Genomic DNA, 7,914 nt, shown 5'->3' on the forward strand with positions numbered 1-7,914 from the left:
GTGGCAATCTCCTCAGGCGAAACGCTCATCCGTGATTTTCAAAACGGACTCTGAGCGGCCGCGCGACGCGCGCCGTCACCGCTGCCCGACGACGCCCATCGACGCCAGACGTTCCACTTCGGCCGCGTCGTAGCCGAGCGCCGTCAGCACCGCATCGGTGTCGGCGCCGAGGCCGGGGGAAGCGGCGGGGTAGGTGAGCGGCGTGTCGGAGAGCACGATCGGATTGCGGATCGCCGGGACGCTCCCCCCCGCGGCGTCGGCCGAGGGCAGGTCGAGCCGCATGCCGCGCGCCACCACCTGAGGGTCGGCGAAGACGTCGGCGACCGAGTTGATCGGCCCGGCCGGGACGTGCGCCGCTTCGAGGGCCGCCAACAGATCGTCGCGGCGGAAGGTGCGGGTGCGCGCCTCCATCAGCGGGATCAGCTCGGTCCGGTCGGCGACGCGGGCGGCGTTGTGGACGAAGCGCGGATCGAAGGCGATGTCGTCGATGCCGAGAATGGCGCAGGTGTCGCGGAACTGGCGGTCGTTGCCGGTGGCGATGATGATGTGGCCGTCGGCGACCGGGAACACCTGATAGGGCACGATGTTGGGGTGGGCGTTGCCCATCCGCTTCGGTGCCTTGCCCGAGACGAGGTGGTTCATGCCCTGGTTGGCGAGCATCGCCACCATGGTGTCGAGGAGGCTCATGTCGACGAGCTGACCGCGGCCCGTCGTTTCCCGCGCGATCAGCGCCGCCTGGATACCGATCACCGCGTGGAGCCCGGTGAAGAGATCGGCGACGGCGACGCCAACCTTCGTCGGTTCACCGTCCGGCGATCCGGTCAGATCCATGTAGCCGCCCATGCCCTGGATCATGAAGTCGTAGCCGGCGCGCCCCGCATAGGGACCGGTCTGGCCGAAGCCGGTGATCGAACACCAGACGAGGCGCGGGTTCGCCGCCATCATGGTCTCGTGATCGAGCCCGTATTTCTTCAGGCCGCCGACCTTGAAGTTCTCGATGACGACGTCGGCTTGCGACGCCAGCCGGCGGACGATCTCGGCGCCCTCGGGCTTCTCGAAGTCGATCGCCACCGAGCGCTTGCCGCGGTTGCAGCCGTGGTAATAGGCCGCGCCGAGGTCCTGGCCGTCCGCGCCCTTCACGAAGGGCGGGCCCCAGTGGCGGGTGTCGTCGCCCGCCCCCGGGCGCTCCACCTTGATCACCTCCGCCCCGAGATCGGCGAGGCTCTGGCCGACCCACGGGCCGGCGAGGATGCGCGCCAGTTCGAGAACCTTGATGCCGGCGAGCGGAGCCTGGGTCATCTTCGACCTTTTCGGGCGGGGGGATCGGTGACGGCCCGGCCGCGCGGCCGGACCGAGATCACATGTCGATCAGGCGCGCAGCGTCGCGCCGGTCGCCTTGGCGACGGCGCCGACGATCTTCTGGGCGAGCGCCTCGAGATCCTTGTCGGTCAGCGTCGCCTTGGTGGGCTGGAGCGACACCTCCACCGCCACCGACTTCTTGCCCTCGCCGATCGACGGTCCACGGAAGACGTCGAAGACGCTCGCGTCGGTGATGAGCTGCCGGTCGGCGCCCTTGACCGCCTTGAGGATCTTCTCCGCCTCGACCTTCTCGTCTACGACGAAGGCGAAGTCGCGCGAAAGCGGCATCAGTTCGGAGGCGACGAGCGCCCCTTTCGACTTGGTCGGCTTGGCCTTGGGCTCGGGGATGGCGTCGAGGAACACCTCGAAGGCCACCATCGGTCCGGCCGCATCGAGGGTCTCGAGCGCCGAGGGATGCAGCTCGCCGAAATGCGCCAGCACGTTCTGAGGCCCCTGCTGAATCACGCCGGAGCGGCCCGGGTGATACCAACCCGGTGCGCCGCGCACGATCTGCACCCGGTCGAGCACCACGCCGAGCGCCTCCAGCACCGCGATCACGTCGCCCTTGGCGACCGTCCAGCCGACCGGACCGGCGTTGCCGAGCCAGTGCCGGCCGGAGCCGGCCGAGCCCGCGGTGCCGCGGCGCACGCCGGCGGCGGTGAGCTTCTGGCCCTCGGGCGTGTCGTTCGCGAACACCTGTCCGACCTCGAACAGCGCCACGTCGGCGATGCCGCGCTCGAGATTGCGCTGGGCCGCCCGGATCAGGCCGGGAAGCAGGCAGGGCCGCATGTCGGAGAGGTCGGAGGCGATCGGGTTGGCGAGCGCCAGATCGGCCCCGCCGCCGCCGAACAGCTCGGCCTGTCGCTTCGACACGAAGGACCAGGTGACGGCTTCCAGCATCGACCTTGTGGCGAGCACCCGGCGCGCCTTGGAGCGGCGGATCTGCGGCACGGTGAGGACCTTGGCGCCGACGGTGCCTCGGGCTTCGAGCGGCGTCGAGACGACGTTCTGAAGCCCGTGGATGCGCATCACCTCTTCGACCAGATCGGCCTTGGCCTCGACGTCGGCGCGCCACGACGGCACCGCGACGCGGAAGACGTCGTCCTTGGCGATGACGAAGAAGCCGAGCTTCTCCAGGATCTCGCGGATCTCGGCGCGATGCAGCGTGAGGCCGGTGAGCCGCTTCACCTCCGAGAGCGGGAAGTCGATGATCCGATCCATCTCCGGCGCTTGGCCGGCGACGACGGGCGCGGAGGCCTCGCCGCCGCAGAGGGAGACGACCATCTGGGTGGCGAGTTCGAGCCCGCCTTCGAGATAGGCCGGATCGACGCCGCGCTCGAAGCGATAACGCGCGTCCGAGACGATGCCGGTGCGCCGGCCGGTCTCGGCGGTGCGGGCGGGGTCGAACCAGGCGCATTCGATGAAGACGTCGGTGGTCTCCTCGGTGCAGCCGGTTTCCTCGCCGCCCATGATGCCGCCGAGGCCGAGCACGCCGGCGTCGTCGGCGATCACGCACATGCGACCGTCGACCGTGTAGGTCTTGCCGTCGAGCGCGAGGAAGCTCTCGCCGTCGCGGCCGTAACGGGCATGGATGCCGCCGGTGAGTTTCGCCGCGTCGAAGACGTGCAGCGGCCGGCCGCGATCGATCGACACGTAGTTGGTCATGTCGACCAGCGCCGAGATCGGACGCAGGCCGATCGCCTTCAGCCGGCGCTGCATCCACTCCGGCGACGGGCCGTTCTTCACGCCCTTGACGTAACGACCGTGGAAGGCCGGGCAGGCGACGAGGTCGCCCTCGGCGAAGCGCAGGTCGACGGCGACCGGCGAGGCGTAGGCCCCGGCGATCTTGCGGGTGGTGTCGGGCTTCAGCGTGCCGATGCCGGCGGCGGCGAGATCGCGAGCGATGCCGCGCACGCCGGTGCAGTCGGCCCGGTTGGGGGTCAGCGACACGTCGATCACCGGATCGTCGAGATCGGCGTAGTCGACGAAGAGCGCGCCGGTCGGCGCGTCCGCCGGCAGGTCGATGATGCCGGTATGGTCCTCGGAGAGCTCGAGCTCGGCCGCCGAGCACATCATGCCGTGGCTCTCGACGCCGCGGATCTGGCCGACGCCGAGCGTCATGTCCTTGCCGGGAATGTACGTGCCGGCCGCGGCGAACACCGTCTTCATGCCGGCCCGCGCGTTGGGCGCGCCGCACACCACCTGGATCGGCTGGCCGGAGCCGGTGTCGACCATACAGACCCGCAGCCGGTCGGCGTTCGGATGCTGCACGGCGGAGACGACGTGGGCGACGACGAAGGGCTTCAGCGCCTTGGCCTTGTCCTCGACGCCTTCCACCTCGAGCCCGATCCGCGTCAACGTCTCGACCACGGTGTCGAGGGTGGCGGTGGTGTCGAGGTGGTCCTTGAGCCAGGAGAGGGTGAACTTCATGGATGTCGTCCGGTCTTCGAGGCGGAGGAAAGAGTGACGCGAGAGGGGGCCGCTGCAGAGGGAGGCGAGGCCGCAGCCCCCCCTCCCGGTCCCTTCCCCTCCAGGGGGGAGGGGACGCTGGCGGCGGCGTCATCGGTAGATGTCGAATTCACCGGTCCGGGCAGATGTGTCGCGACCGGATCCGCAACGGTCATGGGAGCCGGGCCTCGCCTTTGTCGTCCCCTCCCCCCTCGAGGGGGAGGGCCAGGGAGGGGGGGCTCGGCCTCTCCTCGGATCGCGCCGACAGCGTCGAGTGCGAACCAGATCACGTCCAGTACCGTATCGGTTTCGGCGAGAACCTCGTGGTTCCAGAACCGGATCACCCGAAATCCCGCATCCGCCAGCCACGCGTCGCGATGAAGATCTCGCGCGATGCCCCCATCGTCCCCGTGCTGCCCTCCGTCGACCTCGATCACCAGCCGGACCTCGGGACAGCAGAAGTCCGCGATATATGGACCGATCGGCGTCTGACGACGGAACGAGGTTCCGGCGAAGCGATGGCCGCGCAACGCCGCCCACAATCTCGCCTCCGCCCCGGTCATCGACCGGCGCAGTCTCCGAGCATTGGCTCGGATGAGTGGAGAGACGGTCCGACGAGGCAAGGAACTCTCCTCCGTGCCGCGCGCCAGGGCGCCCTGCATCACACGCTCAAGCCCCCGAACAGGGTCGGCAGGTCGAGCGGGCGGAAGCCGTAGTGCTTCAGCCAGCGCACGTCGGCGTCGAAGAAGGCGCGCAGATCCGGCATGCCGTACTTGAGCATGGCGATGCGGTCGATGCCCATGCCGAAGGCGAAGCCCTGGTACTCGTCCGGATCGAGGCCGCAGTTGCGCAGCACGTTCGGGTGGACCATGCCGCAGCCGAGGATCTCCAGCCAGTCGTCGCCCTCGCCGAACTTGATCTCCGGCCCGGAGCGATCGCAGCGGATGTCCACCTCCATCGACGGTTCGGTGAAGGGGAAGAACGACGGGCGGAAGCGCATCTCGACCGAGGGCACCTCGAAGAAGGCCTTGCAGAACTCCTCCAGCACCCACTTCAGCGTGCCGATGGTCGAGGTCTTGTCGATGACCAGACCTTCCACCTGATGGAACATCGGCGTGTGGGTCTGGTCCGAGTCACAACGATAGGTGCGCCCCGGCGCGATCACCCGGATCGGCGGCTTCGACGACAGCATGGTGCGCACCTGCACCGGCGAGGTGTGGGTGCGCAGGAGATGGCGCGTGCCGTCCTCCTTCGGCGAGAAGAAGAACGTGTCGTGCATCTCACGCGCCGGATGGCCTTCGGGGAAGTTCAGCGCCGTGAAGTTGTAGAAGTCGCTCTCGACGTCCGGTCCTTCGGCGACCGAGAAGCCCATGTCGGCGAAGATCGCGGTGAGCTCGTCGGTGACCTGGCTGATCGGATGGATGCGCCCGGCGTTGGCCGGCGACGGCCACAGCGGCAGGGTGATGTCGGCGGTCTCGGCCGCGAGACGCGCCGTGAGCGCCGCGTCCCTCACGACCTTGCGGCGGACGAGGAGCGCCTCGCCCACCCGGTCGCGCAAGCCGTTGATCGCCGGCCCCATGACCTTGCGCTCGTCCGGCGACATGCCGCCCAGCGACTTCAGAAGCTCCGAGATCGAGCCCTTCTTGCCCAGCGCGCCGACACGGACGCTCTCCAGCGCCGCTTCGTCGCCGGCCGCGTCGATGGCTCCGAGGATGGTCTTTTCCAAGCTGTCGATGTCGCTCATGAGGCTCGCTCGATGAAATGCGGAGGATGTCCGAGGAAACCGGCGTTTTCGTCGGCTGCTCTACTAACCGAGATTGCGCCGCGGCGAAAGCCGCGAGCCGACATGCGCGCCATTCTCCGACGCGCCGGGGGCGCTCTCGGGCTCGCGCGCTCGGGTTGCTCGCGCCTCAGATCGCTTCGAAGCCGGCGCCGAGGCCTTCCATCAGACCGCGGAAGGAGGGGAAGGACGTGGCGATCATGCCGACGTCGTCGACGCTCACGGTCTCGTCCGCCGCCATGCCGAGCACCAGGAAGGCCATGGCGATGCGGTGGTCGAGATGGGTGGCGACCGTGCCGCCGCCGATCTTCACCCCCGCCTGCCGCCCGGCGACGACGAGGCTCGCCTCGCCCTCGTGGCACTCGATGCGGTTCGCCTCGAGCCCGCGGGCGACGGCGGCGAGCCGGTCGCTCTCCTTGACCCGCAGCTCCTCGAGCCCCTCCATCACCGTCTCGCCTTCGGCGAAGGCGGCGGCGATCGCCAGGATCGGATATTCGTCGATCATCGACGGCGCCCGCTCCGGCGGCACCACGACGCCCTTCAGCTGCGAGGCGCGCACGTGCACGTCGCCGATGCGCTCGCCGCCCGACGTCCGCTCGTTCTCGATCGTCAGATCCGCGCCCATCTCGGTGAGCGTCTGGAAGAGCCCGGTCCTCAGCGGATTGAGCAGCACGTTCTCGACCGTCACGTCCGAGCCCGGCACGATCAGCCCGGCGACGATGGCGAAGGCCGCCGACGACGGATCGCCCGGCACCACCACGTGCTGCGGCTTCAATTCCGGCCGCCCCTCGAGGCGGATGATGCGCTCGCCCGCCGACCCGATGGTCACCGAGAGGTTCGCGCCGAATCCCTCGAGCATGCGCTCGGTGTGGTCGCGGGTGGCGATCGGTTCGATCACCGTGGTGACGCCGGGGGCGTTGAGGCCGGCCAGCAGCACCGCCGACTTCACCTGCGCCGAGGCCATCGGCACCCGATAGGTGATCGGCGTCGACGCCTTCGGCCCCTTGATCGACAAGGGCAGCCGGTCGCCGGCCCGGGCGATCACCTCGACGCCCATTTCGCGCAGCGGGTTCAACACCCGGCCCATCGGCCGCCGTGACAGCGAGGCGTCGCCGACGAAGGTGGCGGCGATCGCATGGCCGCCGACCAGACCCATGGTCAGGCGCGAGCCGGTGCCGGCGTTGCCGAAATCGAGCACGTGCTCCGGTTCGAGCAATCCGCCGACGCCGAGGCCGGCGACCGTCCAGGCGCCTTCGCCGGTGCGGGTCACGGTGGCGCCGAGCGCCCGCATCGCGGCGCCGGTGCCGAGCACGTCGTCGGCTTCGAGCAGACCCTCGATCGTCGTCTCGCCGACCGCCACCGCGCCGAACATCAGCGAGCGATGCGAGATCGACTTGTCGCCCGGCACGCGGATGCGCCCGACGAGCGATCCCCTGGGCGAGGAGGAGAGGGGAGAGGGCGTTGCGGCGTGAGCCATCGGCTGGAAACCGTCGTGAGGGTCGGTGGGAGGAGGGCACCTCCTATCACGGAAGGAACGGCGTCGTCACCCCGCGCACCGGCCCGTCGCGGCGGTGAAAGGAGCACCGGCGAGGGCTCTTCCCATCCGTTCGACCTCGCCCTGTGACCGATTCGGTATTGACACGCGCCCTGCTTCGGACCAAGGGGGGTGACTTTCTACATCATCTTCGTGAGACGATCCGTGGCGAAACCCGAACTCGGCACCAAGCGCCTCTGCCCCTCCTGCGGCTCCAAGTACTACGACCTCGATCGCAACCCGATCGTCTGTCCCAAGTGCGGCACGGTCTTCACCGCCGCCGCCGTCCAGATGCGCGTCAAGCCGGCGCCGGTCGAAGAGGAAGAGACCGAGGCCGAAGAGAGCCTGCCGGTCGATTTCGTCTCCCTCGAGGAGGCCGACGCCGAGCAGGGTGGCGGTGAAGAGGTCCCCGACGACATCGAGGACGAGGACATCGGCGACATCGGTGGCGACGACGACACCTTCCTCGAGGAGGAAGAGGACGACGGCGACATCGAGGGCATCGACATCGACGTCGAGGGAGAGGACGAGGAGCGCTGAGTTCCTCGCGCCGTCGCTCGGACGGGAAATCCTGTGGATTTCCCGCGCTTTGGCCAGGTTTTCGCGACGATCTGCGAAAAATCCGGCCGCCGCGGCGAAATAGGACTTGATCACCGGCGGCGATGCCATTAGAGATCGCCGCCGTCGCCGGGGGTTCCCAAGCCCGGCCGGGAATTCGGGGCCATAGCTCAGTTGGGAGAGCGCTTGAATGGCATTCAAGAGGTCAGGGGTTCGACTCCCCTTGGCTCCACCA

General features: G+C 69.0%; 6 protein-coding genes and 1 tRNA gene. 2 read left to right on the top strand and 5 right to left on the bottom strand.

Annotation, left to right across the window (positions count from 1 at the left end; translation table 11 throughout):
- Positions 1-75 precede the first annotated feature (75 nt).
- The 5 genes from V7Q42_RS20890 to aroA form a co-directional block, all read right to left on the bottom strand.
- Positions 76-1,299, bottom strand: coding sequence for a CaiB/BaiF CoA transferase family protein (locus tag V7Q42_RS20890; RefSeq protein ID WP_333826203.1), 1,224 nt, complete (start codon positions 1,297-1,299; stop codon positions 76-78).
- A 69-nt stretch (positions 1,300-1,368) separates the two neighbouring features.
- Positions 1,369-3,789, bottom strand: a complete 2,421-nt coding sequence (gene pheT / locus V7Q42_RS20895) for a phenylalanine--tRNA ligase subunit beta (protein ID WP_333826204.1) — start codon at positions 3,787-3,789, stop codon at positions 1,369-1,371.
- Positions 3,786-4,469: an endonuclease domain-containing protein gene (locus V7Q42_RS20900; RefSeq protein WP_333826205.1), complete on the bottom strand. Its 684-nt coding sequence runs from the start codon at positions 4,467-4,469 to the stop codon at positions 3,786-3,788. The genes pheT and V7Q42_RS20900 overlap by 4 nt, the downstream gene beginning before the upstream one ends.
- Positions 4,469-5,551 carry a phenylalanine--tRNA ligase subunit alpha gene (gene pheS / locus V7Q42_RS20905; RefSeq protein ID WP_333826206.1) on the bottom strand — a complete coding sequence of 361 codons (1,083 nt, stop codon included), beginning with the start codon at positions 5,549-5,551 and terminating at the stop codon, positions 4,469-4,471. The genes V7Q42_RS20900 and pheS overlap by 1 nt, the downstream gene beginning before the upstream one ends.
- Before the next feature lie 166 nt (positions 5,552-5,717).
- The gene (aroA, locus tag V7Q42_RS20910; RefSeq protein ID WP_333826207.1) at positions 5,718-7,064 is read right to left on the bottom strand and encodes a 3-phosphoshikimate 1-carboxyvinyltransferase; all 1,347 of its coding nucleotides are present in this window, start codon (positions 7,062-7,064) and stop codon (positions 5,718-5,720) included.
- A gap of 222 nt (positions 7,065-7,286) precedes the next feature.
- Here aroA and V7Q42_RS20915 point away from each other — a divergent pair, with 222 nt between their 5' ends.
- Together V7Q42_RS20915 and V7Q42_RS20920 are read left to right on the top strand one after the other, a co-directional pair.
- Positions 7,287-7,661: a TIGR02300 family protein gene (locus tag V7Q42_RS20915; RefSeq protein WP_333826208.1), complete on the top strand. Its 375-nt coding sequence runs from the start codon at positions 7,287-7,289 to the stop codon at positions 7,659-7,661.
- A 177-nt stretch (positions 7,662-7,838) separates the two neighbouring features.
- Positions 7,839-7,914, top strand: a tRNA-Ala gene (locus V7Q42_RS20920).

The sequence above is a fragment of the Pinisolibacter sp. genome, assembly GCF_036782435.1.
Classification (GTDB): Bacteria; Pseudomonadota; Alphaproteobacteria; order Rhizobiales; family Ancalomicrobiaceae; genus CALBKH01.

Excerpts from the sequence above, each read along its gene's own strand:
- aroA (WP_333826207.1), bottom strand. The coding sequence starts at position 7,064 with ATGGCTCACGCCGCAACGCCCTCTCCCCTCTCCTCCTCGCCCAGGGGA.
- pheS (WP_333826206.1), bottom strand. The coding sequence starts at position 5,551 with ATGAGCGACATCGACAGCTTGGAAAAGACCATCCTCGGAGCCATCGAC.
- V7Q42_RS20900 (WP_333826205.1), bottom strand. The coding sequence starts at position 4,469 with ATGCAGGGCGCCCTGGCGCGCGGCACGGAGGAGAGTTCCTTGCCTCGT.
- V7Q42_RS20890 (WP_333826203.1), bottom strand. The coding sequence starts at position 1,299 with ATGACCCAGGCTCCGCTCGCCGGCATCAAGGTTCTCGAACTGGCGCGC.
- pheT (WP_333826204.1), bottom strand. The coding sequence starts at position 3,789 with ATGAAGTTCACCCTCTCCTGGCTCAAGGACCACCTCGACACCACCGCC.